The sequence below is a fragment of the Primorskyibacter sp. S87 genome (assembly GCF_049801055.1).
Taxonomy (GTDB): Bacteria; Pseudomonadota; Alphaproteobacteria; order Rhodobacterales; family Rhodobacteraceae; genus JBNAGF01.
This window is the reverse complement of record NZ_JBNAGF010000003.1, coordinates 15,948-40,949: the sequence shown is the minus strand read 5'-3', so window position 1 is coordinate 40,949 and position 25,002 is coordinate 15,948. Positions and strand designations below refer to the sequence as shown.

19 protein-coding genes and 2 pseudogenes are annotated in these 25,002 nt (G+C 54.8%); 9 read left to right on the top strand and 12 right to left on the bottom strand.

The window, feature by feature from the left end; genetic code table 11:
* The 6 genes from ACP15U_RS06375 to ACP15U_RS06350 all read right to left on the bottom strand — a co-directional run bounded on the left by ACP15U_RS06375 (window position 1) and on the right by ACP15U_RS06350 (window position 7,253).
* On the bottom strand, window positions 1–822 hold the full coding sequence (locus ACP15U_RS06375) for a hypothetical protein (RefSeq protein WP_425044314.1): 822 nt from the start codon (window positions 820–822) through the stop codon (window positions 1–3).
* A gap of 60 nt (window positions 823–882) precedes the next feature.
* Window positions 883–2,382, bottom strand: coding sequence for a DUF1214 domain-containing protein (locus ACP15U_RS06370; protein WP_425044313.1), 1,500 nt, complete (start codon window positions 2,380–2,382; stop codon window positions 883–885).
* A gap of 38 nt (window positions 2,383–2,420) precedes the next feature.
* Window positions 2,421–4,334 (bottom strand): DUF3604 domain-containing protein, encoded by a 1,914-nt coding sequence (locus tag ACP15U_RS06365; RefSeq protein WP_425044312.1) that lies wholly within the window; start codon window positions 4,332–4,334, stop codon window positions 2,421–2,423.
* A complete protein-coding gene (locus ACP15U_RS06360; RefSeq protein ID WP_425044311.1) occupies window positions 4,331–4,750 on the bottom strand; it encodes a response regulator in 420 nt (139 codons plus the stop codon). The genes ACP15U_RS06365 and ACP15U_RS06360 overlap by 4 nt, the downstream gene beginning before the upstream one ends.
* A 105-nt stretch (window positions 4,751–4,855) precedes the next feature.
* Window positions 4,856–5,464 (bottom strand): response regulator transcription factor, encoded by a 609-nt coding sequence (locus ACP15U_RS06355; RefSeq protein WP_425044310.1) that lies wholly within the window; start codon window positions 5,462–5,464, stop codon window positions 4,856–4,858.
* Window positions 5,457–7,253, bottom strand: coding sequence for a sensor histidine kinase (locus ACP15U_RS06350; RefSeq protein ID WP_425044309.1), 1,797 nt, complete (start codon window positions 7,251–7,253; stop codon window positions 5,457–5,459). The genes ACP15U_RS06355 and ACP15U_RS06350 overlap by 8 nt, the downstream gene beginning before the upstream one ends.
* Window positions 7,254–7,940: 687 nt before the next feature.
* On the opposite strand from ACP15U_RS06350, the gene ACP15U_RS06345 reads away from it, so the two are divergent.
* Both ACP15U_RS06345 and ACP15U_RS06340 read left to right on the top strand, forming a co-directional pair.
* Window positions 7,941–9,122 carry a helix-turn-helix domain-containing protein gene (locus ACP15U_RS06345; protein ID WP_425044308.1) on the top strand — a complete coding sequence of 394 codons (1,182 nt, stop codon included), beginning with the start codon at window positions 7,941–7,943 and terminating at the stop codon, window positions 9,120–9,122.
* A gap of 428 nt (window positions 9,123–9,550) precedes the next feature.
* The gene (locus ACP15U_RS06340) at window positions 9,551–10,345 is read left to right on the top strand and encodes a hypothetical protein (RefSeq protein WP_425044307.1); all 795 of its coding nucleotides are present in this window, start codon (window positions 9,551–9,553) and stop codon (window positions 10,343–10,345) included.
* Between the two features lie 159 nt (window positions 10,346–10,504).
* Here the strand turns inward: ACP15U_RS06340 and ACP15U_RS06335 are convergent.
* Both ACP15U_RS06335 and ACP15U_RS06330 read right to left on the bottom strand, forming a co-directional pair.
* Window positions 10,505–11,589, bottom strand: a pseudogene (locus ACP15U_RS06335) (IS3 family transposase).
* Between the two features lie 79 nt (window positions 11,590–11,668).
* A pseudogene (locus tag ACP15U_RS06330) lies at window positions 11,669–11,839 on the bottom strand (IS3 family transposase); the annotation flags it as partial.
* Between the two features lie 77 nt (window positions 11,840–11,916).
* Between ACP15U_RS06330 and ACP15U_RS06325 the strand changes: the two are divergent.
* From ACP15U_RS06325 to ACP15U_RS06315, 3 genes are all read left to right on the top strand, one after another.
* Window positions 11,917–13,308 (top strand): DUF1254 domain-containing protein, encoded by a 1,392-nt coding sequence (locus ACP15U_RS06325; RefSeq protein ID WP_425044306.1) that lies wholly within the window; start codon window positions 11,917–11,919, stop codon window positions 13,306–13,308.
* Complete coding sequence (locus tag ACP15U_RS06320) at window positions 13,308–13,484, top strand: hypothetical protein (protein ID WP_425044305.1); 177 nt, start codon at window positions 13,308–13,310, stop codon at window positions 13,482–13,484. Before ACP15U_RS06325 ends, ACP15U_RS06320 begins: the two co-directional genes overlap by 1 nt.
* A gap of 525 nt (window positions 13,485–14,009) precedes the next feature.
* Window positions 14,010–16,250, top strand: coding sequence for an arylsulfatase (locus ACP15U_RS06315; RefSeq protein ID WP_425044304.1), 2,241 nt, complete (start codon window positions 14,010–14,012; stop codon window positions 16,248–16,250).
* A gap of 53 nt (window positions 16,251–16,303) precedes the next feature.
* Here ACP15U_RS06315 and ACP15U_RS06310 read toward each other — a convergent pair whose 3' ends face one another.
* The 3 genes from ACP15U_RS06310 to ACP15U_RS06300 all read right to left on the bottom strand — a co-directional run bounded on the left by ACP15U_RS06310 (window position 16,304) and on the right by ACP15U_RS06300 (window position 19,615).
* The gene (locus tag ACP15U_RS06310) at window positions 16,304–16,624 is read right to left on the bottom strand and encodes a hypothetical protein (RefSeq protein ID WP_425044303.1); all 321 of its coding nucleotides are present in this window, start codon (window positions 16,622–16,624) and stop codon (window positions 16,304–16,306) included.
* Window positions 16,625–16,824: 200 nt separating this feature from the next.
* The gene (locus tag ACP15U_RS06305; protein ID WP_425044302.1) at window positions 16,825–18,087 is read right to left on the bottom strand and encodes an MFS transporter; all 1,263 of its coding nucleotides are present in this window, start codon (window positions 18,085–18,087) and stop codon (window positions 16,825–16,827) included.
* Between the two features lie 397 nt (window positions 18,088–18,484).
* Window positions 18,485–19,615, bottom strand: a complete 1,131-nt coding sequence (locus ACP15U_RS06300; RefSeq protein ID WP_425044301.1) for an AI-2E family transporter — start codon at window positions 19,613–19,615, stop codon at window positions 18,485–18,487.
* Window positions 19,616–19,886: 271 nt separating this feature from the next.
* Here ACP15U_RS06300 and ACP15U_RS06295 point away from each other — a divergent pair, with 271 nt between their 5' ends.
* Entirely contained in the window at window positions 19,887–20,522 is a 636-nt protein-coding gene (locus ACP15U_RS06295) for an HD domain-containing protein (RefSeq protein WP_425044300.1), read from the top strand.
* Window positions 20,523–20,743: 221 nt separating this feature from the next.
* Here ACP15U_RS06295 and ACP15U_RS06290 read toward each other — a convergent pair whose 3' ends face one another.
* Window positions 20,744–21,898 (bottom strand): acyltransferase family protein, encoded by a 1,155-nt coding sequence (locus ACP15U_RS06290; RefSeq protein ID WP_425044299.1) that lies wholly within the window; start codon window positions 21,896–21,898, stop codon window positions 20,744–20,746.
* A 277-nt stretch (window positions 21,899–22,175) separates the two neighbouring features.
* Here ACP15U_RS06290 and pta point away from each other — a divergent pair, with 277 nt between their 5' ends.
* The 3 genes from pta to ACP15U_RS06275 all read left to right on the top strand — a co-directional run bounded on the left by pta (window position 22,176) and on the right by ACP15U_RS06275 (window position 24,986).
* Window positions 22,176–23,186, top strand: coding sequence for a phosphate acetyltransferase (pta, locus tag ACP15U_RS06285; RefSeq protein ID WP_425044298.1), 1,011 nt, complete (start codon window positions 22,176–22,178; stop codon window positions 23,184–23,186).
* A gap of 124 nt (window positions 23,187–23,310) precedes the next feature.
* A complete protein-coding gene (locus ACP15U_RS06280) occupies window positions 23,311–23,757 on the top strand; it encodes an Lrp/AsnC family transcriptional regulator (RefSeq protein ID WP_425044297.1) in 447 nt (148 codons plus the stop codon).
* Between the two features lie 119 nt (window positions 23,758–23,876).
* Window positions 23,877–24,986: a saccharopine dehydrogenase family protein gene (locus tag ACP15U_RS06275; protein WP_425044296.1), complete on the top strand. Its 1,110-nt coding sequence runs from the start codon at window positions 23,877–23,879 to the stop codon at window positions 24,984–24,986.
* Window positions 24,987–25,002 lie beyond the last annotated feature (16 nt).

Here is a 25,002-nt window from a genome sequence, read left to right as displayed (position 1 = left end):
TTACCCTTTCGGAAACAGCAACTGCACGGTAAAGCCGACCTGCCATTTCGGTGCGCTGGCCGGGCGTTCCACGTTGTAATATGCCTCTGCTCGGAGGTTTACCGGTTGGTTTCCCCATCTTGTGATCTTGCCGACGCCACCGCCGACCGGCAGCAACAAGCCGTCCCCGGAGGACGCTTTCCAGTCGTAGGTGATGACCATATCGCTAATTAGATACCAGCCATTGTCGAGATTGTAGTTGATGAAGGGTTCGAACAATGTCTGGTTCACATCCTTTCGGGAACTGTCTCCTGCAAAGGACCAAAGATGCCTGACTAACGCGCCCCAGGTTCCCCAGCCGGGCTGGTTCAGAGCAACTGCTGATACGCCTGCGCTCCATTTTCCGCTACCCAGTCGATCATCGGTTGCGCTGTCGGCGGTGATCGACGGTCCAATCCCCCAGATCCAGCCATTGACTGGCTTCACCGGGCTAAAGAACAGCGTGTAGTTGATATCACCTAAACCCGTGACCCGCCCCGGTGTAGATGGATTCCCGATGCCTGGATTGCCCGGCAGGCCGGCAATACCGCCCGGTGCGTCGTAAAGGGGAATGATGAATCGCGAGACTAGGTTCCAATTGCCGACGGTAACAGGGATCACCGGCTGGATGGCCATGGAATTGGCCTTTCCGTTTGGAGCACCATTGTCGAAAGTAAACTTGAAGGGAACACTCACCAGAGAACTGATCGGGTTCTGAACGGCGGCTCCAAGATTAGATTCAGCCGAGGCTGTGCTGCTCAAACCAAAGCACAGGGCAAGAAGGGCAGCTGAAAGGCGGATCATTTTTTTAGGTCCTTTGAGTTAGAAGGCAAAAGAAGTCGTACTCAAGCGCGGCTCCATCGCTTACTTTGGTAATTCGTCGAAGTTGACTTCTTCGATCTGCGGTAGTTTCCAACTCTGGTCAAAGTACCCCTGCTTCGGCCCATAGAAGCGGAAATAGGGAAACCACGCGCGACCTGGGATTGACTTGATCCAGTTGTTTTCCCAGTCGGAAGGTGGGGCTTCCGGCCCGACAAGGATCGGTGTCGTTCCGTCGGGAAGTGCTCGAATACCTTCGTGCTTGGAGCCGCGCTCAGCGCGTTCCTGGTCGGTGCGAACCATGCCACGGGTATCAACATCATAAACCGTGATCGCCCAGAAAATCTCGACCGGTGGATCAGCGGGAACATTGATGACATACGACCTGTCGCCCGCCAAAGCGCGCTCTTCACTGTCTAGGAACATGCCGCCATATCCCATGCCGTACCCAACCTTGGGATAAACGATCTTCGGTGACGTGGTCGTGGCCTCATAAGTATATCGAGCCCGCGGATCGAAACGCCCAATTTCTCCGATTGTCTGCGTATGATCCATGGCGTCTCCCGGTTCGGTTCCCTCAACCCGACCTAAGATCAGTCGCCACCCATCGTCACGCAAAACACCCGGCAAACGTTCGCGGAATACAAAATTCTTGGCCATAGCCTCGCCAAGTACGGCACCCTCTTCGAGCAATGCCCGCTGACGCTCGGTCGGCTTAAATGGCTTACCCTTTTCAATGCCGAGCTCCTTGAGGAAATACATGAAGAACTGGTCACGTTCCTCGACCGGCTCTTCCTGAAGGATCATGTGTAACATTTCCCAGTATCGCATACCGCGAGGCTGGAAATTCCGCCCGACCTTGTTCTCGCCGTCCCGAAGCTGAGAGCGCAGTTCCTCGCCATTAAAGCCGGTCAGAATGCCGCTGGCCAGTGCTTCGCGCTCTTCCGGGGGACTGTTAACACGCATCAGCCACCAAAGGTTGTTGGTATTGGATTTGACGTATTGCGCGCCCTCGATGACCGGAATTTCAGCCACCGGGGTTTCCGGACCATGGATCACCCAAGTTCCACCTCGCCCTGCGTTTGGCCCGAAGACACCGAGATCTGCCAAACCGCGCTGCCAGAAGTCGGTCATCAGACCGATGATTGGTCCCTCAGGCACTTCGATGATTGCGGCCTTTTCCTTGACGTTGAGCCAGCCGAAAAGATACGGGGTCGACTCATTTGCGGTCAGGATCAGTGAACGCTCGTTAAACTCGCGTGCGAAAATCAACTCGTTTGGCTTTATGTCGTATTCATCGAGATAGGTTTGGCGCCACTGCGTGTGTCCCATGATCGGCAACGACCACAGATAAGCCTGTACGGCCCTGTTGAAGTCGAGATAGTCGTACAGCTTCTCTGACGTTTCCTCGGTCGGGATGCCGTGGTCGAAGGACAGCGGTCCAATCCGGGTCTCAACTTCGTTTGGATACATCGGCTCTTCCTGAGCAAAAGCTGACGCGGCCAGGAGCGACAAGGCGGTCGGAAAAAGTAGGCTCTTTAGCATTAGTTGTTCTTTCTCATGCGGCTAAAGACTAAGGGGGATCAACTTTCGGGCGTGTACCAGATGGGCGAGGTGTACGCGCGTTCCTGATGCACCATGGGAACCTCGTCCGGCATCTCAACCCCAAAAAACACGGAGTCCTTTGCCGCCCAGGTTGGGGTCGGGATTTCCAGCACCCGCACGTAATAGAACGACGGTTTGGACGGGTCGAAGTCCGGATCGGTCCACTCACCGAACATCAATGCATCGCCAATCGTGTTGGTGTAGCTGGGGATCGACAGGTCGACCGTATTTCCCACAGGATCAACAGAACCGTCCGGTTTGATCTCTCGCCCGTCAGAGACGGTAACGTTATAGACCTGCTCCCCCGTAGACCCATCCGGATTGAGCCAGCCCTTGACGATCTGCAACCGGTCGAGATTGGCCCCATCCGGATCACGCAGGGCCCGGATGACACAGGTCGGCGCCATGCCTTCCTCAGCACCGTTTAACTCTCCTCCCATCGGCACCCCGGTGACATATCCGTGACGTGCGAAATCCGAACGATGCACGTCGCCGGACTCAAAGCCAAATCCGCAGAAATTGCGGACGGTCATGCGTGTGCCGGTGGTGGCATAGGTTTCCCGGCGTTCCATAGCCTCAAACAGCGATTCCCGGGTATTCTCTTCGGCCCAGACGCCGGCCAGACCTGCCGCCAAAGTTTCGTAGTTGTAAGTGGTCAGGCTGTCATCGGTCTGGCTCTGAATCAGGACATGATCCCAACGACCCGCATAGGGCTCGGCTATAGACGCTTTGCCAAAGAAGTTCATTTCGCCAGCTGTCGCCAATGAGGTGTGGCTGTCGGTCGATCCAATGAAACCCTGCTTGTAGGGGTTTGCTCCGACTTCGGCTTCGATCTGCATTCCGCGCTTGAGGGCGGATCGTGCGTAGCTGCCCGGCAGATCTTCCGGAGTTGGCGAAGCTTCACCTGTCAGGTTGGCTTTGTCCCACGTACCATAATCCGCAAATTCATCTTCTGGAGACAACATAGGATGAGTTTCGCTGTCCCCTTTCATCTGGGTCATCTCGTGAAGTCGCTCGAAGCGCATCCGCATTTTGGCGTATTCGGCGCTGATCGGTTCGCCACTGCGGGTCTCGGTATCGAACATCGCGCCATTTGAGACATTGCCATTATGCGGGATGGCCATGACACGCCCCCCAGTCTTGTCCTCATAATCGGCAAGGAATTTCCAGAGATCCTCCGGATCGGCACTGTCGAAGGACGAGAACGGAACAACCCGGCTGGCCTTGTCCGCATCATCCTTGAAAATGACGACCCGGTGCAGATTGTCGCCTTTTGGCGTAGAGGACCATTCATAGCCGATAAAGGCCGTAAAGGACCCGGGATTGTTGTACTGATCCGCTGTCTCGGTCATGTAGTCCCAGGTCGACCGGGCAATCTTGCTGAACTCAATCCGGCCGGTATTGTTGCTCAGGTCCTCTGCGAAATTAAGGAAGACCTTGTACTGACCGTCCTCGCCTTCGTTGTACCAGTCATACCATTGCTTGCCGACAGGGTCTTTCAGCAGATCGGGGTTGCCCCCGCGGATTTCGGGGATCAGGCCCATGTATTCCGAGTGATCGGAAACGACGAGGAAATCGAGAGGCCGAACCAGCTTTGCCTGCATCCCGTTGTTGGCGGTCACCTGCTCGCCCCGAGCCATGCGATAGGCTTCTTCCGGGCCTAGGTCGAAGTTCTTTAGCATTCCTGCATCGGGGGAATAGGTCGTGTGCAAGTGCGTGTCCCCCCAGAACACCCGCTGAGGAAAGCTTTCGTTCACATGGGGCGAGTATTCCGGCTGCACCTCGCCCACTTGTTGGGGTGTGACCTCCAGTGCAAATGCGGCTGAGCTGACCACAAGTGAGGCCAATGCGGCGGCCGGTAATCTGGTTGAGAGCAAAAGATCTTTTTTCATCGGGAATCCTCGTTGGCATATGCGTTGGGATCAGTGGCTTGACCCGGTTCGGGCAACACTGCGGTCAGGGAGTGGAAAAGTTCGTCAGCTTCGAAGGGTTTTCGAAGGCAGCGTGCAGACCCGGCATGATCCGCAGCAACCAGTGTCTCGACGTCGTCAGTTGCCGACATGAAGATCACTGGAGCGGGTTCACCCCGGTCAAAAAGGACACTTGGAATCTCTAACCCACTCTCGCCGTCGAGAATAATGTCTGCCAGGACACAACTCTCTTCCGGAAAGGGCAGGTAGGCATAGAGGTCGCTTAACCGAACCACGCCGGTTGCCTCGAACCCACCCACACGGATCAGACGACAAATGGCAGCCAGAAAGCTGGAATCGTCATCCACAACAAATACATGGCCACGGAACCGAGACACAGATTGGTCCTCCTGAAGGCCATTCTGCCAGCGTATCGGTCAGCCCGATATTGTACCAAAGGGAATCTTGGTCCGTTTTTTTGTAAGCCGGTCTGTTTCCGGGGATCAGTTCAGTCCGAGTCTGGCCGCCAGCCGGTAGATGTCTGCGATGCTGTCTGCTTCGAGACGTTCCATGATCGCGTGCCGGTGGGCTTTGACCGTTCTTTCGCCGATGCCGAGCTCTTGGGCGATCTCCTTATTCGTGACCCCCGTCACCAGAATTCGGAACACATCCTTCTGCCTCTCGGTGAGGGAGGCGAGCAATTCGTCCGCAGCAGACTGGTCATCTGGGTTGGCGCGCAGATCGGCGCCTTTTTTCAGCGCGGTTTCAATCGCCAGTTCAAGCTCGGCATACTCAACCGGTTTTTCAAGGAAGGTTACGGCACCGTTTTGCATGGCCTGAACAGTTGCCGGAATAGTCGCAAATCCGCTTACAAATACTATCGGAACAGGCAGCCCGGAAAGCATGTCCTGCACGTCCAAACCTGAAGCATCCGGCATCTGCAAATCCAGAAGCAGGCAATCTCCGTTCCCTTCGCGGACATGGCAAACGCCTTGCCTAGGATCATCGAAAACGACGGGCCTGTGCCCCATCAGACTGATCTGGCGCGACATGGCCTTGAGTACCGACCGGTCATCGTCAACCACTACAATTTCTGCACGGCGTTCAGGCACGTAACTTGCTTGCCTCGTTCAAGTATATCGGAAGTTCTAGTGAAAACTGTGCACCACCCAAATCGCTATTACCAGCAGCGATGTCGCCACCATGACGTTCGACAATCCGCTTGGAAACGGCCAGTCCAATTCCCGTGCCCGTTGGCTTTGTCGTGACGAAGGGATCAAAAATCGACGCGCGCATCTCGGCGGTCAGCCCCGGACCGGTATCGTCAACCTGGATTTTCACATTCTTCTCGCCTGTTCGGTCCCAGGTAACAGAGATCACTCCGGTCGGCCCTGCATTTCCAATCGCTTGAATGGCGTTGAGCAACAGGTTCATCAAGACCTGCTGGATCTCCAGTCGAGCACCTTCCACTGGAAACTCCCTGTCCTTATCTGGCAGTTCGATGCTAACCCTGTTCCTCTGAGCCTCGCCGGACACCATATCCAGAACTTCGGCAGCGGCTTCTCCGAGATCAAAAGGTTCTGCAATAGGCGCCTGATTGAACATGAAGCCCCTCACACGGTGCATGAGATCCTTGGCTCTTTGGGAGTCTGCAAAGATGTCTTTCAGGATCTCGTCTGTTTCATCGAGCTGCTTGCCTGATCTGCCACGCAGGATTTGCAGGGTCTGGGTATTGCTCAAGATGGCCGCTATCGGCTGACTGAGCTCGTGCGCGAGCGAGGAAGACAACTCGCCAAGTGCCACCGCACGAGTGAGCCGCTCGATCTCTTGCCGGGTGGATTGGCTTTCGTCTTCGGCTTTCAGCAGATCCGTAATGTCCTGCCCGAAGGAGATGAAGCCATCAGGATGACCCGCTTCCGAGGTCAGCGCCACGCTATACCAGACAATTTCTCGTGTATCCCCTTGCACAGTTCTTAGTGCCCGTCTTTTTCGGGCACGGGTTGTCCAGTTGTGTGTCGTATACGCGAGTTCCGCGACCTCGGACTTGTGCTCATCGGGAACCAAAACTGTTACCAAAACGCCATCGAGCTCACCGCTTGCTCTACCGCTGATCCTCTCCAGGAAAGGGTTCACGTAGGCGATGCGCCCCTCGGCATCGACCCGGATCACCGCGAGGTCGACATTCTCTGTCAGCGCATTCCATCGCTGTCGCTCCTTTAGCAGCACGGCGTTCAAACGCACGGATCGGGCCGCATCATCGGCAAGGTCGAGCGCAAGGGAAAAACAGATCGCCACGAACACCAGAGAAATGATGAACGGCGTTTGAACGATGCCCGCGTCCACCAATGGGGTGTGCACGCCAGCCACAACAATGAACAGCAGGATCGAACCCCCGGAGCGAAGGGCCTGCCGCCTCCGGCCCGCCTTGTAAGCCGCCACAGTCGCGTCTGTGACAAATACCGCAATCGCGAGGCTGGCCAGATCGGCAAGGATCTTAAGCGGATGAAACTGCCCTGATGCAACGCTATAAGTTTCGCCCCAGGGCGTCGTGAGGTACTCGACGTGATCGACCGAGGAGAATGTCAGGTTACCGGGGCTGGCAAGGCTGGAAATCGCGCAAACGATCCATGTGGCGGTAATACTCCAGGCCAGCCATTTTCGGCCAGATTGAAGCCGGAGATATACAAACCAAACCATTGCAATCAGCATGGTTGCAATCGCGACATTCTGGATTTCGAGGCGAAACTGGATCGCTTGGGCCGTGGGTTGACCAAGAAACCCAGCTTCGCAAATTGCCAGAGCTCCGGCGGAAAACGCCATAATGGCAGCTAGAAGAAACTCGGGTCCAGACTTCAGACGCACCCAGATTACGAGCTGAATACCCCCCAAGAGCAGACCCATAGCTGCCGCCATTGAGTAAAAATAGCTGATTTCTTGCCCCTTTGCTGTTTGGGTGGAGCTTATTCAAGCGGGCCAGTCTCGAAAAGAGGGCTGTTGAACCTGTGCTCGAAGGATCTCGGTTGGCTCAAGACAAATGCCTCCGAACAAAAAACATTGGCCTCGGGAATTGAAGTGGCCATCCGAGTTTGAATGGCAGAATGAGGGTGAAACAGGAAGCTTTGCAAAGTCAGCTTCCTGCGCAGTACCGAAATTCGGATCTGTCCAGGTTGCAGATGCAGCGAATGGCAATTTCGTCCCGCATTGCGTGAATTTACCGGTCGTCGAATTTCGCGGTCGCAGCGAATTTCTGCTTTAACGGGCTGCATCGCAGCGCGACGAGATGCACGGTGCATGACCGGTATGGGCCGTTAGCTCCAGTTCGCCAGTTCTGGAACCGTGAGCCGCCAAGCTTCCGACGATTGAACCACACACCTGCATCTGAAAAAGCAAGCTTAATGATCGCCTTTGACCCTGAATAGGTCTGAGGTCAATAAAGCACCACTGACGGCGAACCGGCCATAATCATCGCTTGGCACCAACGGATCATGTTGGCCCCGGAAACTGTCATCCCGATGGACCAAAGGCCGGTCATGCACTAACAATCGAACGGGACCACTCAAGTGGGGCCGATCAACCACGCCAGAACGTATGAACAGCAATCTGGTGACCAAGCTGCCTCGCAACAAATACATTGATAAATGCACAATTTGCATTCACCTTTTCGACGGGCTGAAACCACCAGATGGCCTGCGCAGCGTGATCCGAGATCTGGTCAGAGGTCAAAAAATGAACAAGACAGTGAAGGGAACTCCGAACGGTTCCGCCGTTGACAGCATGCCAATGCGCATCAGAGCAGGCGCGCTGGCGGGGCCGCTTCAAAGATTTTCGGTGGAGCGGTGCCTTCGGATCTCCCCATGTCTGGACATGGCTTCTGAGATAAGCATGAGCGAAGAGTATGTTGATTTTGGGCTTTATCTTGAAACGTTCGAGAAGATGGAGAAAGCTGCCTATGATGAGGCGTTCTTAATTCGGACGGGTCTCGGGCAAAGTGTAGGTGAGTTAGGGCTCTTCGGTAAGGCGGTTCTAACCAGCGAAACACTTTGGGATAGTCTTCAAATCGTTAGAAAAGGCTTAAGTTATCTGACGAATGCGGGCGATTTTTCGGTATCAATGCGGTTTGGTCGATGCAGAATAGCCTACGACCTTCTTACACCGCCATCTTTAGGCAGCAATTTGGAAATACAGTACTCCGTTGGCCTGTTAGCCAACGTTGTCAATCAGGCCAAATGGATGCCCACAGCTAACATGCGCATTGGGTATCCTGGCGCCAAGAGTAATCATAAGCATTTTTTTCCATATGCAAACATTGTGCATCACAGCCCAAATGGCGTAATCGAATTTGACGATATCTTGCTGCGGAGCCCTCTGAGGACCTCGGATGCGGGTTTGTATGCAACTCTCAAGCCACTGGTGGAAAGCAAGGGCGCTGGTCTGGAAGAGACCACTGAATACAAGCCTCTTGTACAGCGGCTGTTGACGAACTCCATTGAACACACACATGCACCGTTAAAGTTGGGACAGGCCGCGGCCCTGCTGGGATTATCCTCGAGAACACTACAAGAGAAGCTGAATCTGGAAGGCGCCAGGTTTTCCAAACTTCGATCCCGGGCGCGGCACAAGATTGCCAGAGAAGCACTCTTCGAAGGCTATACTATCGAGGATGTTGCGGCAAAGGTCGGGTATTCGCATCGTCAGACCTTTTCCGAAGCGTTCACGGCTACGGAAGGGGTGACTCCTTCAGTTTTTGTTTCCAGTGGAAGGCTGAACTGAGGCCTGATTTCCCTAACCACAAGAAGTCTCGTCAGGTTTATCCAGCGGAGCGCTTGGTAGAAACCTGAGCCACCGGTCAAAGACCTGCGCCTTGCCTGAGCGCGATCACTATCGAGAGGATTTGGTCGGTCGCACTTCGGAATCTCCAAAACTTCCTGTGCTCTGCGCCTTTTCCGACAGAATCATCTTTGTCCTGACGTATCGTCGCAGAACAGTGGTCCTTTGCCGGGGAAATGCCGCGTGTGCTCACCCGAGAAATCCTGTGACGCTTCGGTGCTTCGATAGAGGCTGCGGAAATGAGTTTCGATTGGTCTTTCCATTCTCACAGATCATATTGTGAATCCGAGGAAGGCAAACAGAAAGGTGGAATTTGTCAGATGAGTCATTGGGTTAGAGGCGCTAAAATTCTGAAGACATTTGGGATTGTTTTGAGTTTGTCACTGTTTGGCGTTGGTGGCTCGAAGGCTCAGGAGCAAGACCAAGCCCCAAGCCCAGCCCAGGCGCCAGGCAATGCTGAGGCACAGGCAAACAACCCTCTCGCGGACATCACAGCCTTCAACATTCAGAACTACTACATCGATAGCTTCACAGGGCCAGGTAACCAATCGGGTAACCAGTTTGTCCTGCGCTACGCAAAACCTGTACAATGGGGCAACTCGAAATGGCTGATCCGCGCCTCGCTTCCCTACAATAGTTTGCCGGTGGGTGCTGGTGGTTCAACCGTAAATGGCCTGGGAGACTTCGATGTGTTTGCAGCCTACCAGATCGACACCGGTGATCCGGCCGTCAGTTTTGCTGTGGGCCCTCAGTTGGTCATCCCGACCGCAACAGATGATCGTGTTGGCTCGGACCAGTGGCAACTCGGCATTGCCAATGTCTATTTCAATGCGCGGTCGCCCAAGTTCCAGTACGGATATCTTCTGACATACCGTGCCGGCGTGGGCGACACCAAGGGCAGGCCTCGGGCCAGCCTTGGTGCATTCCAACCTTTCGCATTCTACCAGTTGGGCAAGGGCTGGTATACGGGTGGAGCCCCAATCTGGACCTACGACTTCCAGAACGACACCTACTCGGTGCCCTTGGGCATACGTCTCGGCAAAGTCTTCAAGCGTGACAAAACTGTGTACAACCTGTTTGTCGAGCCACAGTGGTCGGTTCACGACAAGGGGCCCGGCAAACCCAAGATGCAGGTCTACTTTGCCCTGAACATGCAATTCCTCTGAACCAAGTCCTTCGAACTGTACAAGGAGAAGAAGCGTGGAAAAATTCGTAGCTGTTGTATTCGACACCGAAGAGGCTGCCTTCAGGGGAACCGATGCGATACGTGATCTGTGAGGCGCCCCGGTAATCCCCCCATTTTTGATGGGGTCCAAAAGTAGAATCTATGCTGCTTTCAGTTTCTGGATTGGTGTCATACCTCCGATGCCCATGTTTGGCCTTTCATTGTTGTATGTCCAGAGCCAGCGGGTTGCATGATCCTGAACCTCTTCGATGGTTTCAAAGTGATACCGTCCCAGCCATTCAGTCCTGACGGTGCGGTTGTAGCGCTCGACTTAGGCATTCTGCTGGGGCTTGCCGGGCTGAATGTACATCAACGCGATCCCGGCCTTCTCAGCCCATGTCTGCAACCTACCACTGATATATTCGGGGCCGTTGTCAACGCGAATGGCCAGTGGCTTTCCACGCCAGCCGATGACCTGGTTCAACGTCCTGACAACCCGTTCTGAAGGCAGAGAGAAGTCCACCTCGATGGCCAACCCCTCACGGCTGAAGTCATCCAGCACGTTCAGCGTGCGGAACGACCGGCCATCCACCAGTTGGTCTGCCATGAAGTCCATGGACCAGACCTCGTTGGGTGCTTCTGGCACAGCCAGTGGTTCAGGCTTGTCTCGATGCAGGCGTTTGCGTGGCTTGATCCGCATATTGAGCTCCAACTCACGGTAAATGCGGTAAACCCGCTTGTGGTTCCAGCCAAAGCCTTTGACGTTGCGCAGATGCAGAAAGCACAGGCCAAAGCCCCACGCCTTCTTGGCATTTGTCAATGCCACCAACCAATCGGCGATCAGCTCATTCTCGTCACTCAGCTTTGGTTGATACCGATAGCAGGTCTCGCTGATGCTGAACGTTCGGCACGCAAACCGGATACTGGCCGACCTGTACATTACGGCCCATTGGGCCATCTCCTTGCGCTGAGACGGCCTTACCACTTTTTTCCCAGGGCCTCCTTCAGCAAATCATTCTGCATGCTTTTCTCGGCATACATCTTCTTCAGACGCTTGTTCTCTTCGTCGAGCGCCTTCATCCGCGAGATCAACGACGCATCCATCCCGCCATACTTCGCACGCCATTTGTAAAAGCTGGCCGAACTCATTCCATGCTCACGGCACAGATCAGCAACAGGCACACCGTTCTCCGCCTGCTTCAAAATACTCAGGATCTGAGCGTGGCTGTACTTTGATTTCTTCATCAGAATCTCCTCGTTCAATGTTGAGAAAATTCTACTTCTAAACACCCCCAATTTCCGGGGGGATTACCCCCCTAGTTTCCTAGACACCTGCCTTTTTCAGTTTGCGCTGTCTTTCTTCGAAGTCAATCGGCGACAGCAAGCCGTTGTTGGTGTGCTTGCGCTTCGGGTTGTAGAATAGCTCAATGTACTCAAAGATATCTTGCCGCGCTTCCTCGCGTGTCCGGTATCTCCGGCGGGCTAAGCTTTGCCGATGCTGCCGGGTTTGCCACCCGGCGGTGTCACGTTTCCCCTCATTTCTGTTCCAGTGTTCCGAAGGAGAATGCACTGATGAAATCAAGTTTCATGGCCGGTGTCGCTGTCGCCACGATGACGTTTGGACACGGCGTGTTGGCGTCAGGGGAAATTCGAATTCCTGTGGTTCAATCCCAAGAGGAATTCGCTGCTGAAATGCCGGTGACGGGAACAGTAGAAACGTTCTTCGGCGACTTTGAACTGGAGCACAGCTTTCCCACAGAGGAGACCGCAGCCCGTATCTATGAACTGATTGACCACCAGCGTGCGGCGCAGTTGTACCTTTGGGCTCTGCCCATCGTTGCCCAGGAAAGAATGGCTCAGAACTATTTCCGGAACTTCGATTTCGACTATGGCGATTTCGTGCGAATAGAATCGTTCAACGAGCGCCGTGGATACCTGACCGCGAATGAGACCACCAACTATGCCCTGGGCCTGCTCAACACCAAAGGTGCCGCAACAGTGCTCGAGGTTCCGCCGGGCATTGTAATCGGTATGGTCATCGACATGTGGCAGGAATCCCCTACAGACATCGGTATCTTTGGTCCGTTTTCGGGCAAGGGCGGTAAGCACGTGATCGTGGGTCCAAACACCCCACAACATATGCGCCCGGACCAGAAGAAACTAGGTGACGACTTCCAGGTCCACGAGATCGGAACAGACCGAGCGGTTGTACTCGCTAGGGTTGCCGGTGCAGATGTCGAACTGGTTCAGGAAACCTGGAACCAGATTCAGATGTACCAGTACGGGTCCGAGCCCGACACTACGGTTCACCCGGGCGGGGACAAGTTCCTTCCCACGATTCAGCCTCGGGGCATGGCCTTCTGGAAGGTACTTCATGCAGCAATCAACAACGAGGCCCTGGCCGAACGTGACCGCTTGTTCATGTACTGGCTGCGGTCGCTCGGCATAGAGCGTGGCAAGCCGTTCGAGCCGAACGAGCGGCAGACTGCTGCATTGCTGGACGGTGCGAAAGTCGGCGAAATGATGGCCAAATCCTTTGTCTTCAGCGAACGTCTGGACGGTGTTCTGCGTGAATTTGACTGGCGTTATGTCCTGGGCGGCGAATGGGGCGACGGCATCAAGTATGATCAGAGCACACAGAATTTCGACATCTTCGACCCCCGTGCACGCTACACCTACGAGGCGCAGTTGACGTCTCCATCAATGACCGTTCCGCGACCGGGCAAGGCGCAGGGATATGTCGCCAAGTTCGAGGGTTCCGACGGCGAGCGGCTCAAGGGCGAAGAGCGCTATGTCATGAAATTCGACCGAGAGCCCGAGACCGATTTGTTCTGGTCGCTGACTATATACGACCCAGACACCCGGGTCCTTCTGGACAATCGTGGGCTGGAGTCCGGCGATGATGTGACCGTCGATAGCTGGACCACAAGCCCAAGAAGAACGACGATGGGTCCTTTGTCGTGATGCTCGGGCCAGATGCCGCGCCGGAGGGATGGGAAAGCAACTATGTCCGCACCCTGCCGGACCGTGGCTGGTTCCCCTACATCAGGGCTTATGGGGCGCATGCCGAGTTCTTTGACGGCACATTCCAACTGCCCAGCATCCACCGGGTCGAGAGTTTCGACAAGTGGACAAAGTAGACTGAACAAAAGGGGGCGGCCTGGTCACGGGCCGCCCTTTCGACTGACCGCACCTGCGATGGATCCAGGTTCCAAAAAATTGAGAACCCGAAGAACAAGTGCACCAATTTGGTATACGCTAGGCTGACCAATGTGCCCTTGTATTCCCTACAGCCGAAGCTCGGCTGTAGGGAAGCGCTCGGGTGACTGGTCTACACAGCCCCGATCTATGTGGAAGCCAAATTTGGTTGTCCTGATCATGGCATTGAAGAAAAATTTCGGGGCCGCGCATTTTCCGACATTTGAGCCGTCTGGGCCGGTATTCTCAGCGGGTTCACCGAGAAGCGGCTGATTCCGAAATGAACGTTCCCTCGGTCATTTTGATAGCCGCATTTCAAAACATTTTAGTTGGTTACGGGAGAGCAAACTATGAGAGTGGCGTTATCTATTGCGCTGGCTGGAGTTGTAGGGCTGGCGGGCTTGTCGCCGTCAGTGGGACAAGCCGCAGACGGAGACAGTTGGGATAGATCGGTCCTTCCAATTCCAATGACTGAGTTTCAGGGCCACATGGGGCTTCGGACCGGCGAATCTACCCTGGATTTTCCGAGACAGGTTACTGCACCGGAAGGCGCTCCAAATATCCTTCTGATCATGCCGGATGATGTAGGCTTCGGGGCACCGACAGCCTTTGGTGGTCCGGTTCCGACAGAGGCGTACGACAGGTTGGCGGCTGAAGGGCTTCTCTTTACCCAGATGCACACCACGGCTCTTTGCTCTCCGACACGCTCTGCTCTGATTACCGGCCGCAACCACCATTCCAACGCCACTGGCGTCATCATGGAGATCGGAACCGGATTTCCAGGGTACAACTCCTTGATGCCCAAGGAAAACGGAAGCATTGCCGAGATTCTCAAGGGCAACGGTTACAACACGGCCTGGTACGGGAAGAACCACAATGTCCCAGATTGGCAATCGAGCCAGGCCGGCCCGTTTGATCTGTGGCCAACAGGGCTTGGTTTCGAACAGTTCTTCGGGTTCATCGGCGGCGATACAAGCCAGTTCACCCCGGCTATCTTTGACGGCACAAAGCCGGTTGAGCCACCGAACACCGAGGATTATCACCTCGACGAAGACATGGCGGATCGAGCCATAAACTATATCCGCGAACAAAACGCTCTGGCACCTGACAAGCCATTCTTTGTCTACTATGCGCCTGGCACGTCTCACGCGCCTCACCATGCGCCCAAAGAATGGATCGACAGGTTCAAGGGTCAGTTCGACATGGGTTGGGATGAGATGCGCAAGCAGATCCACGCCAACATGATCAAAAAAGGGATCATCCCACCAGGCACCAAGTTGACACCTCGCCCTGAGCAACTGCGGGCCTGGGATTCGTTGAATGACCAACAAAAGGAGCTCTATGCCCGGATGATGGAGGTTTATGCCGCTGCGCTTGCGCACATGGACCACCAGATCAACCGGATTCTGGATGCCATCGAGGAAACCGGCGAGATGGACAACACGCTGGTGATCTATCTCATGGGTGACAACGGTGCGAGCGCCGAAGGTAGTCCAGATGGGTTGTTGAACGAAATGACGTTCTTCAACAACATTATGGTGCCCTTTGAAGACACCTATGCACGCATGGATGAACTCGGGGGCCCGAATACCTTTGGCCACTTCCCCGCGGCCTGGGCGCACGCAATGAATACACCGTTCCAGTGGACCAAGCAGATTGCCAGCCACTTTGGCGGAACCCGGAACGGGATGATCATTTCCTGGCCTGCCAAGATTGAAGGCAAAGGAGAGGTGCGCAGCCAGTTCCACCATGTGATCGACATCATGCCAACGATCCTGGAGGCGGTCGGCGTTCCAGCACCACATTCGATCAATGGAGTGGCACAGTCTCAGATTGAAGGCACCAGCATGATGTATGCATTCAATGATGCCGAAGCGCCATCGACGCGAAGAACCCAATACTTCGAAATGATGGGCAATCGTGCCATCTACAGTGACGGATGGGTTGCCACTACGACACCACCAGAAGCACCTTGGATCAGTGTGACAAAGAAAAGTGACGTCATCAACGATTGGCCGTGGGAACTCTACAACGTGGCAGAAGACTTCTCGCAATCGGAGAATCTGGCTGACAAACATCCTGAGAAACTCAAGGAGCTTCAGTACCTGTTCTATGGCGAAGCACGGAAGTATGACGTGTTCCCCATCGACAACGACAAGGTTCCGCGTTTGGACGTTGCATTACGCCCCAGCCTGACTTTGGGACGGGATACGTTCACCTATTACGACAACATGAGGCGTATCCCGGAAGGCACTGCACCTGACTTCAAGAACAAGTCACATACGATCACGGCACATATTGAGATCGGCGAAGGCGACACGGACGGAATGCTGGTCACTCAGGGCGGCCGCTTCGGCGGCTGGGCGCTCTATGTGCTCGATGGCAAACCCATCTACACCTACAATGTTGCCAACCTGGAGCGATACAACATTCAGGGCGATGTACTGACACCCGGCAAGCACGTGATCCACTACGAGTTCGAGTATGACGGCGGCGGAGCTGGCAAGGGTGGCACAGGCAAATTGTTTGTCGACGATACAATGGTTGCCGAAGGCCGGATCGACCGGACCATGGGTTACCGGATCTCGTTGGACGAGACCTTCGACGTCGGGTCGGATGCAGGTGAGCCGGTGAGCGAAAGCTACCATGTTCCCTTCGACTTCCCCGGTGGGATCGAGAAAGTCGTCGTGAATCTTACACTGGAGTAGTTGCGCAAGCGCAAAACACGGCCAGCCGCGAGAAATTGCGGCTGGAAATTTTCTTAGTCTGAGGGCATTTCGCCAAAGGCAGTGGTTCCTCGACCTAGTCCTCGCAGCGAGAGTGTCGGATCTTCTGTGTATGGCTGATCTGGTCCATGTTTCTTCAATAGGAAGCAAGGATCACAATTTCCAAAGAAATGCTGGATGAAATTCTGAAAGGCTGCGAGCGACCTGAGGATCTGCTTGGCGACGCCGGGCAAAGTCGCATCACTGACGCCAACGCTACGACAGGCCAAACGCACATCGTTGCCATCCGCCAGCTTCAACTCGATCTCACACAGCAGCTTCAGAATGTCTTCGTCCGAGTATCGCTTCCGACCCATTTCATAGTTCCCTTTCTCAGCCAAAATAGTGGCCCAGTTTTAAGGGGGCAAAGACACCTCGAGTAATTTATTCTCCTACCTTCAAGGCCCCGGATGCAGCTCAACGAATGACCGAATTAGGTTCGGTGCCGATGGCCTGTTTGCCCGCTAAAAGCGGGCAACTCAATCGCGCAACTTCATTTGATTTATAACACGCTACCTCATGTCCTCTCGTGACTTTGGCTGCGCGAGTTTGGCTGGTCCGAACCGCGGCGCAGTGTTGGTGCCGCTTTTCCGATTCCAAGTGCCATCAGAACCGTTGCAAAGACAAAATACCCTGCAATTGCGATGAACTGGCTTTCCAGCCCAAAACCTAGATCGATCATCAGCCCTGTCAGTCCCGGGCCAATGGCCGATCCCAAGACCATCACCGCCGCCGCCATCGCCTTGATCGAGCCGATATGGGCGGTGCCATAGAAATCCGCCCAGAAGGCGTTGGGCAGAATTGCATTCGCTCCTGTTGTCAGCGCGAGGAATAAGAAGCCAAAAAACATTGCAACCGGCCCTGATGCCATAGCAAGAATAAGAAAACTTGCGACCATCGGCAATTGGTAGAAAGGCGTCAGCCGGGCAGCGCCAAACCGATCAAGCGCCCAGCCCGAAAGCACCATCGCCATGATCGACACCAGCGTGTAGAGCGGGAAGAACGATACCAGCTCAATATGGCTCCAGCCCTTAACCTCTGCTAGGTGGACCTGATGAAAGAACAGAGCGGTGTTGAAAGCCGCCGGTCCCAAAGTTGCTGGCACCATGATCCAGAATAACGGGGCTCGCAGCGCTTGGCCGCGGGTCCAGTGCAATCCGTGCATACCCACATTGCCCGGACTTTTCGCCAGCTTTTTTGGTGTGCGCTCCTTGCCAAGCAACCAACCCAGCAGCGGAACACCTGCAAGACAAAGTACTGCACCCACAAGCCAAAGGTATCGCCAATCTATTAAGGTCATCAATGCTACGAACAGGATAGGGAGAAAAGCCTCGCCAAAGGCAAACCCGAGCGATGCCGTCGACAATGCCCGTCCGCGCGTTGCCACGAACCAGCGCGCCATAGCGACCACGGCAATGTGACTGCTCATACCCTGACCGAAGAACCGCAAAGAGAAAACCACCAAGGGTAACAACCAAACCAGCCGGTTCAGCGACATAGCCATACAGGCTGCTGCCAGCCCGATCAAAACCACCGGCCCGAGAACGCGAACCCGGAAAATATCGGTCAACCCGCCAGCCCAGACCATCACCAAGGCCGACAAGGTTGTACCCATCATATAGATACCGCCCCACTGGCCGTGGCTCAGGCCAAAGGCCTCCTGAATTTCACCTGCGAAAATCGAGATAAAGAACGTCTGCCCAAAACTGGACATGAACGTCATCAGTGCCCCGGCGGCGAGAAAAGGGGCATTCTGGACGAAGAAACCAGCAGCTTTCATACACCTCGCTTGCCTGCTCCGCGGCTCAACTGCAAGCTCCAATGCACTGCGTAAGAAAGTAAGAAGGTTAGGCCCGCATTGGGCTCAATCCGGTCATCTGCACTCTCAGTCGGGCTTTGAGCCGCTGAATCGACCCAAGGTCCGCTGTGCGGAGATTGTGTTGAAGGTCTCGACGCGCCGACTCGCGAGACTTGCGGCCGAAACCACCGGCGCCTCTTTCGACCGAAGGTTTGTCGTTTCCAGAATTTCGCCTGGCCTTCACTCATTGATGGTTCAGATGAGCGAGAATCCTTCCGCTCTACAGGCTCCGGTTCTGGTCCCGAGTGGCAATGCTACTCATTTCATTGCCAAAGACGTTTCGGCACGGACTCATTTCAGGCCTTGGACATGGACCGGACTACCGATCTCTTCCTTCGAACTCCGCGCGCAACTGTTCCAGTTCTTCGTCAAATTCCTGTTGCTCCTTAGATCGTTTGCGCCGCACGGGCTTTTCGGAATCGACCTTTTGGTTTTTTGGTTCCGCAGATTGCCCGTCCTGCAATTGGCCGTCGCTTGACAGCAAGACTGCTAGCCAACGAGTCGCGGGAATTTCCGAACAAACAACCATCGTCACAACCATCAGTGGAATAGCAAGAAAAGCACCGATGCCGCCCCATAAGGTTGCCCAGAACGTTAGCGAAACCATGACCATAAAGGTGCTGAGGTTCAGGGATTTTCCCTGCATAGACGGCTGGATGACATTAGCGATGAACTGATCGGCGGCCCCGTAACCAAAGAGCACGATCAGGAATGGTGTCAGGCTGTCGAACTGGATCAATGCGACGAGAGACGGAAGAGCGATCCCGATAAAGGCCCCGATATTCGGAATGAAACCGGCAACAAAAACTGTGAGAGCCAGCAGAGGGGCAAAATCGAGCCCAACCCAAGAGAAGATCACAAACGCAACCACGCCACTCATCGCGCTGGTGACAGCGTTGACCCACATGTACTGCTTCACGCCAATCGAGATTCTCGTCAGGATATTCTGGGTGCGTTGAGCTTCCTCTTCTGACGCGACAAGCCGAGGCAGTTTCTCCATCCATGCGAGTCTTTCGGAAACCAGAAACGCCAGATAGAGAGCAACAAGACCCAAGGTCGAAAGCACGCCGCCGAACTGGCCGACCGCTGCCCCCAACCAAGACCCGATTTCGACATTTTCAGCCGCTTTGTGCCCAGCATCGACAAGTCTCGGGCCCAAGAGGCCTTCTATCTTGCCGATCAGATTTGTCAGTCGTTCGCGGTATCTGGGCAGGGCGCTCTGCAGGTCATCTGCGGAAGAAGAGACAATCAGCCCAAGTAAAAGGAGTGCGCCAATGATCACCGCAACACTGAGAATTTGGGCCAGCCAATTGGGCGGTGACCAACCAAACAACCGTGATCGGCGGATCTTGTCTACAAGCGCAGAGGAAAGAATGAATAGCAATCCCGTTATGGCCAAAGGGATCAAAAAATCTCGGGCAACCCACAGGATGCCAACAATCAACGTCATAGTTCCCAGAGCAAAGAACCATGTCGAAAATTGCGTTCTCTTTGAGGGTCGAGGGTTCATTCGGCTCAGCTTTTTGACTTTTCGAAAGCAGTAGAAACGTCATCAGCCTTTTGTTCAAGTATTCGCTGAGCAGGCGCGGTGATCGGACTGGGTATCATGTTTCATTCGGCGCCTTTGTAGTCAGACAAGCCTAGAACACACAAATTCATTGATTTCTTGTTGGATCGCGGCAGTAAATCTTGAGAGCGGCGACAAACCTCGGAGGTCAGCCATGGAGAAGGTCAAGTTCACTCAGATGAAGGACGGCGATAAGGAAGACTATCGCCTGCTCGATCGTCTAGAGCGCGAATACACGAAGGAAACCGCAAATCGGCTTCTGGGTGCGCTGGTGGAGTTGGACGAAAGCCTTTCGGGATATCAGATCACTCGCCTTGGCCATTCTGTCCAATCCGCCACACGTGCGTGGCGCGACGGGGCTGACACAGATTGGATCGTGGCAGCGCTTCTGCACGACATCGGAGACATCTTTGCGCCCCATAACCACGACGAATACGCCGCGACGATCCTGAAACCTTTTGTCCGGGAACAAGTCACATGGTGCGTGCAAGCGCATGGGGACTTTCAGCTGCGTTACTTTGGAGAGCATGTCGGCGCAGATCCCAATAAAAGAGAGAGCCACAAGGGCAGCCCATATTTTGACGATTGTTCTGAGTTCTGTGAGCGCTGGGATCAGGCAAGCTTTGATCCGTCTTACCCGAGCAAATCGCTGGATTTTTTTTCCGGACTGGTAAGGGAAGTTTTCTCTCGGACGCCCTACGACCCGGCCGTGATCCGAGCCGGAGCCCGCGAACCATTGACCAACGAAGCAAGGGCGGCGGAACGTAAGGAGCGCGGCGGGTCAGATTGAACCAGTCCGGGCGCAATTCGAAACCCTTGGTCCGAGGCATTTGGCACTTTCGTCGATACCCGAACAATCCACCCAAAGGCGGATCGATTGTGTCAGAGAATCCCTCGGAAGACATATCCACGATTGGGCCGGGTTACCAAATTCGGCGATGATTCCTTTCCTACGCCCTGCCGAAGACGATCCAGAAGATTGCAGACCGACTTGGACGCATGAACCCGATATCAGTAGTCGGTTTTTGGGTCGCTAGGCCAACTCTTCGCCGTGCCGGTTTTTGGGTCGACTTTGCGCGAGGAAGGGCTCCGCAAGAACTTGGGCCGCAGGTTCTGGAAATAGGCTTCGAGGGTTCGGAAGCTGAACTCTGCGATTGCCACCGACACCGCGTAGTAGACAAAAAACACGATCCAGAGATTTTCTGCGCCCAGTTTCGCAAACACGCGGTTGACGATATCCAACCCGATCAGATGGTAAAGGTAGATGCCATAGCTGATAGCCCCGATCCGCGCCAACACGGAGTTCTGCAGAAAGCCCAAAAGGGTATTGTCTTCGCGCAGAACCAATGCGGCCAGCGTGGACGTCATCGTCAGATGAATGGCGAGGTTTGGAAGCCCTCTGATATCCTCAGGCACGATCTGAAAGAGGATCAAGAGCACCGCGAACCCGGCCAAGGCTGTCCATCTTCGCCCGAGCAGTCGGAACAGAACGGCAAATCCACGCTCCCGATTCATCAACAACGCCAATAAAGATCCAAGAATAATAGGGGCATAAGTCGCATTGGGCAGCGCAAAACGTAGAGGTCCGAGCACTGGTGGATCCCGCCCGAACAGACCAAGTCCTCCTGCTACATTCACGATTACCAGCGCGATTCCGACGGGCAGCAACACCCGAACCGGCAGCAGCAACAGCAAAAGCGGCCAGAGCAGATAGTACTGCTCTTCCACCGACAAGGACCAAGTTATTGAGAGCAGCGGAATATGATCGACCAGGAAGTTCGACAGAAAGAGAAAGTAATACGGAACCAGTTTTGCCAGTTCGCTCTGCCCGTCTAAAACTATGTAATACAATGACACGCAGCTCACGACGAAGAAGTAGACCGGGACAATCCTGAGAGCCCTGCGGATGTAAAAATTTTTCAGCGAGAATCGCCCGTATTGATCCACCTCGCGCAATAGAAGCGTCGTGATCAGAAAACCGCTCAGCACGAAAAAGAAGTCGACCCCCAGAAAACCGAGATCCAGAAACCGGACCGCGCCTTTTTCTATTGGCTGTGCGTGGTGCCACATCACCATGGTAATGCAAATGAACCGAAGACCGTCGAGATTGGCAAATCTCCGGGTCTCCCGGTAAGCCCTAAAGCGGGTCTCGGATTCGGTTTGCATTCCGGGTTCTCCAGCATTCTGCCGCGGCGCGGTCTCCAACGGTAAGTCAGCCAGCAGACAACTGGCAAGCCGCCAAACAGTGCATTTGGTGCCTTTTGTCCGGCACCTGGTCGATCTCCGTAGCGATCGGACAGCGCTGACACCGCAACATTCGAAATTTGGACATAGAGACACGACACCACTGGCCCTACAGGCTAGGGGCTATCTTGGCCCAACTGTAGGCTGGCAGGCGCGATCATCTGATCGCGGCGCTGCCCTTTGGTTCAAAGGATCTGCCATGAAGCCTCTGGAGATGCTGCTTCGGAATGCTGCCCGGTCACAGAAGAAGATCGTGCTGTCCGAAGGCGAAGATCCCCGCGCCATTGCCGCAGCCATTGTGGCGCGGGATCGCGGAATAGCTCAGATCGCCCTGATCGGATCCGAAGACCGGATCAAGCGGCAGTTCGGCCAGCTCGACCTTGCCCCGGACGAGGGTATCGAGATCCACGACCCGCAATCCTCCTCAATCCGCAGCGAATTGGCAGAGCTCTATTGTCAGTTGCGCAAGCACAAAGGTGTCACCACCAAAGAAGCGCAGGCGGCCATTTCGCAACCACATGTCTTTGCCGCCCTGCTGGTAAAAGCGGGCTATGCCGATGGAACGGTCGGGGGCGCGGTTGCTACAACGGCAAATATTGTGCGAACGGCGCTTCAGGTAATCGGTCCGCAACCCGGGTCGCCTCTGGTTTCCAGTTTCTTTCTGATGTTGTTCTGCCAGTCCCATCACGAAAAGAAGGGTGCATATATCTTTGCCGACAGCGGGTTAGTCGTTGATCCGACAGCCGACGAAATGGCACAGATCGCGCTTGCTTCTGCTCAATCCTTTGCGACCCTTACTGGGGAGATCCCAAGGGTGGCGATGCTTTCATTTTCGACACGAGGCAGTGCCAGCCACGACGCCGTGAGCAAAGTGGTAACTGCGACCGAGAAGGCCAAGACGGCAAACCCGGATTTGCTGATTGATGGAGAATTGCAATTCGACGCGGCTTTCGTTCCGGATGTGGCCGCCTCCAAGGCCAGTGACTCACCGCTAGGCGGTGACGCGAACATCTTTGTATTTCCCAATCTAGAAAGCGGCAATATCGCCTACAAGATCGCACAACGGGTCGGCGGTGCCGTAGCGATCGGCCCGATCCTACAGGGCCTTGCCCAACCCGCGAATGACCTTTCGAGAGGATGCAGCTCAGAGGATATTCTCCACATGATTGCTGTCACCGCAGCTCAAGCGGAACAATCCGCAAGGAGCTAGGATCAGCTAGTCGTTTCGGGCCCGCCTAGAATTCTCCGTGACACTGGTGGGCAAAAAACCGACACTATGCAGGTGGCGACAATGCCCCAGTGACAGTTTTTTTTGAGCAGCACAGGACTGGGAGATGAGGGACGAGACAGATAGAAAGATCATTTCCCTCCTTCAAGCCAATGCCCGGGAATCCGCGACCAGAATTGCCGCCACCTTGGGCTTGGCCCGCACGACGGTTCAGGAGCGCATATCCCGAATGGAGCGCGACGGCATAATCGACGGATACACCGTAATTCTGAATGCCCGGCCCGATGCTCCGCGCGTGCAGGTCCTGATCTTGTTGGAAGTGCAGCAAAAGGAAACGAAAAAGGTGATTTCCCGGCTGGAATCCTACCCCGAGATCCGAAAATGCCTGTCGATCAACGGAGAGTATGATTTGTGCATCAGCGCCGAGGCCCCGCAAATAGAAGACCTCGATCTTCTTGTCGACGAGATTGGCCAAATCCCCGGTGTGATACGCACAAACACATCAGTGGTTTTCGGCAGCCGGATTGATCGAAAGAGAGACACTCCTCTTTAAATCCGGCAGTTTGCCGAAATCTATATTCGTTTTGCCGAAAACATTTAGCTATTCGGCAAAAATCATCCTTCGATTCGACAGCTTCGCCACTCATCCTTGCGATAGAAAAGGAGAGAGGCATGACGAGCTGGAACATCTGTGTCATCGGCGCCGGGAAAATCGGGCAGATGATCGCGACACTGTTGAAGATTTCACCGAACTACAGCGTGACCGTGGCCGATCACGATTTGGCCGCACTCGGCGTGATTAACCGAATGGGAATTGCCACCAAGCAAATTGACGCGCGAGACGACGCCGGGTTAGCCAAAGCACTTGAGGAGTTTGACGCCGTTTTGTCTGCGGCACCATTCTTCCTGACCCCGGCAATTGCGACAGCAGCCAAAAAGGCAGGCGCCCATTACTTTGATCTGACCGAAGACGTAGCGGCCACAAACGCGGTCCGGGAACTGGCCCGAAACAGCAATACTGCCTTCATGCCGCAATGCGGGCTTGCCCCGGGTTTCGTCGGCATTTCCGGCGCAGCTCTGGCCGCCGAGTTCGATACGCTGGACAGTTTGCACATGCGAGTGGGAGCGCTGCCGCTCTACCCGACAAACGCTATGAAATACAATCTGACCTGGTCGACCGACGGTTTGATCAACGAGTATTGCAATCCCTGCGACGCCATCGTGAACGGCGAACGTGTAAAGACCGCGCCGTTGGAAGACTATGAAATCCTTGGACATGACGGTGTGGAATACGAGTGTTTCAACACGTCAGGCGGCCTTGGCACCTTGCCGGAAACGCTTGAGGGCAAGGCGCGCGCGGTATCTTATCGCACGATCAGGTATCCCGGCCATCGTGACATTCTGAAGATGCTGCTCAACGACCTTGGGCTTGAGCGTCGACGCGACCTTCTGAAGGATGTGTTCGAAACAGCCCTGCCGCGCACGGATCAGGATGTCGTGCTGGTTTACTGCACCGCCAAGGGCATGATCGGCGGTGAACTGCGAGAAAAGAGCCATATCAACAAGTCGCTCTCGCGAGTGATTGATGGACAGGTCTGGAGCGCTATCCAGGTCACGACTGCCGCGGGCATCCTTGGTGTGGTTGATCTGATGCGCTCAGCCGCGCTGCCGAGTCAGGGCTTTGTCCGCCAGGAGCAGGTCAAGCTAGCAGATTTCCTCGAAACAGAATTCGGCCGCCTATACCGGGCGGGCGATGTTACCCAACAGAATAAGGCAGCCTGAGACATGAAAGATGTTG